The following is a 2,295-nucleotide window of genomic DNA, read 5'->3' as shown; positions in this document are numbered from 1 at the left end:
GAATGCGGTAACGCTCGGCCACACTCAACGCTTTGATCTTGCGTTCGATGGCGTAGAGTTTGTTGATGTGGCTCAGAGCCACATCGGCTTTGGAGGCGTTCGTGGTTTTGCCTTTGCCCTGAGGCTTGGCCGCTTTAGTGGCCCCGGCTACCCAATTAAATTGCTATCGTTCACCTTCCAGACCGTGCCATACCCGACCTCGGCGCATTCTGCTCGTTTTCAGTCCCCCAACTATTAAGCCAGCCATGAACCTCACTGGCCTCAACCACCTTACCTTGGGCGGCAGACTCCATTGCCTCCAGCGTTTGCTTCCAACGCTCTTGCTCAAGTTGCTGCTTTTCGATGTATTCCGATAAGGCCTGGTTGATAACCCAGCCTTTGCTCCGATGAAGCCTACCGGCGATTGCTTCTAGATGCTGCTCAACTTCTGTCTGAAGGCGAACTGTAGTGACACTCATGGCTGTACCCTCAAAGGTGCTACTTGTTAGCATTTTTTTGATGTGCCACATACTCATCCAGTAACTCACGAATCATTTTTTGATACTGCATGTGATTAGTTTTGGCGGCCTGCTTAAAATATGCAACACTCTCGGAACTTAATGAAATAGTTACTTTAGTATTTTCACTTTTTAATTTCAGCTCTTCAGGTGAAGGTAAGAAGTCAGCAACAAGTCTTACTTCACCAATTGGCTCATCAGTGTATTGAATTTGCTTGTTCATATAATTTTCTCCCTTTTCTCCAGTAACCAGCACCAATAATTCTGATCTGGTTATTTCGATAAATAAAACGAACAGTTAAGATGCCTGAATTTTCTTGATTTAAACCAAAACAAAAATAACGTTTTCCATCTTGGCTATGTACAACATCTTCGGCAATAACACGTCGATCATCTTTGAATGCATGTTGAGCATCGTAAAACGATACGCCATGCTTTTCTTGATTTTCGAGGTTTTTCGCCTCATCCCACTCAAAGTTTGATTTATTCATAGGGAAATTATAACGGTAGTATGGGCATATAGCCATACTAGATTTGTATTTTTATGCTAACGCTTGCAGCATGCGCGCCAATGGAATGGAGCCGAAGGCGCAATGTAATGGGCGTCGCCATGCCTGCACTTGTTAGCCATATTTGAATAGAAGATTATGCCAGACGTCATCACTCTTTTGCAGGCTTACTCCGAGCCTTTGAAGAGCTTCAACCCCCGCGCGCTCAATAACTAAGTGCAACACTCTCGAATCAGGCGGCCGCGCCTGGCACGCGATAGGTGCACATCTTGCAGGTGTTTTCCTCCTCGATCTGGTAAGGCGTATCGTAGAAGCTGAGCAGTTCCCAGTCGCCCTGAACCTCAAGCTCCAGCATCTTCGCGCGGTAACCGTAATCCTCGAAAGCTCCCTCACGTATCGTGAAAACGATCGTGCCACCGGGGCGGGTAACGCGAATCAACTCGGCAAATGCGTCACCCCTGACATGACCGTAGGTGAAGGTACCGGTGCAGACCACGGCATCGTAGGTATTGTCTGCAAACGGAAGAGGTTTGGTCATGTCCGCCTGAAAAAATGACCGATAGATGCCCTTGGCCGCTGCTTCGTCCAGCATATCCCGGGAATAGTCCAGCGCATCCATGGTGGTGTACCCAAGCGTCGCAAGCTCCTTCCCCACCAGACCTGTCCCGCTTCCGGCATCAAGGATGACCGCGTCATGCTGGCAGCAAAGCGCCTGATCCAGGGTCTTTGCGCTGGCGATATGGGCAACATACCCAAACCGATCCACGAGATCGCTGTCGTAGTCGCTTGCCCAGGCCTGATAGACGTCCATCAGCTCTTCATGATTATCAGCGGTATACACCTTATTAAGGATTTCCGTTTTGGCGATTCTCTGATTCGTCATCGATTCTGTTTCTCCCCCTGCGGCCTGGCAGGCTGGCCCGGATTGCTTATGAATAGATAAAAAGGATCGGCTAAAAGTACCATTTTTTCAATAACCTAAGCAGTCCGCTAAGCAAAAGCAGCCACTTCTGAAATGGTACCTGAAAACTGACCCTCTCGCCACTCTGTTGCCACTCTCACACCGCCCGATCTGACATGAATTTAGGCAAAATCGCCAACTGGACAACTAGGCTGACAGAGGGGGAACTCATCAACTAGCAACTTGAACGAATCACATTCATATTTGTATCTATGATCGAGTTTCACGCATACGGTTGGATCAAGCTTCACTATCCTAAGTGAAACGCCCTGTGCGGACCCGCATGCAGGGTGTTGTGGGGGCTGAGGGTTAGATACCCTCGGCTACC

The 2,295-nt window shown here is 48.6% G+C and carries 4 protein-coding genes; 1 reads left to right on the top strand and 3 read right to left on the bottom strand.

What is annotated here, in order from left to right:
- Positions 1–238: hypothetical protein (locus A3OI_RS23060; protein ID WP_177313674.1), on the top strand; the 238-nt coding region annotated here is incomplete at its 5' end.
- Positions 239–477: 239 nt separating this feature from the next.
- On the opposite strand, the gene A3OI_RS0102715 is transcribed toward A3OI_RS23060, so the two are convergent.
- The 3 genes from A3OI_RS0102715 to A3OI_RS0102705 all read right to left on the bottom strand — a co-directional run bounded on the left by A3OI_RS0102715 (position 478) and on the right by A3OI_RS0102705 (position 1,889).
- Complete coding sequence (locus A3OI_RS0102715; protein WP_007348099.1) at positions 478–720, bottom strand: BrnA antitoxin family protein; 243 nt, start codon at positions 718–720, stop codon at positions 478–480.
- The gene (locus A3OI_RS21515; protein ID WP_081622868.1) at positions 695–988 is read right to left on the bottom strand and encodes a BrnT family toxin; all 294 of its coding nucleotides are present in this window, start codon (positions 986–988) and stop codon (positions 695–697) included. Before A3OI_RS21515 ends, A3OI_RS0102715 begins: the two co-directional genes overlap by 26 nt.
- Before the next feature lie 250 nt (positions 989–1,238).
- A complete protein-coding gene (locus A3OI_RS0102705) occupies positions 1,239–1,889 on the bottom strand; it encodes a class I SAM-dependent DNA methyltransferase (protein ID WP_018402808.1) in 651 nt (216 codons plus the stop codon).
- Positions 1,890–2,295: the final 406 nt, after the last annotated feature.

It is taken from the genome of Marinobacter gelidimuriae, from assembly GCF_000372805.1.
In the GTDB taxonomy this organism is placed as follows: Bacteria; Pseudomonadota; Gammaproteobacteria; order Pseudomonadales; family Oleiphilaceae; genus Marinobacter; species Marinobacter gelidimuriae.
Note: the sequence above shows the minus strand (reverse complement) of the source record. Positions and strands in the feature narration are given on the sequence as shown.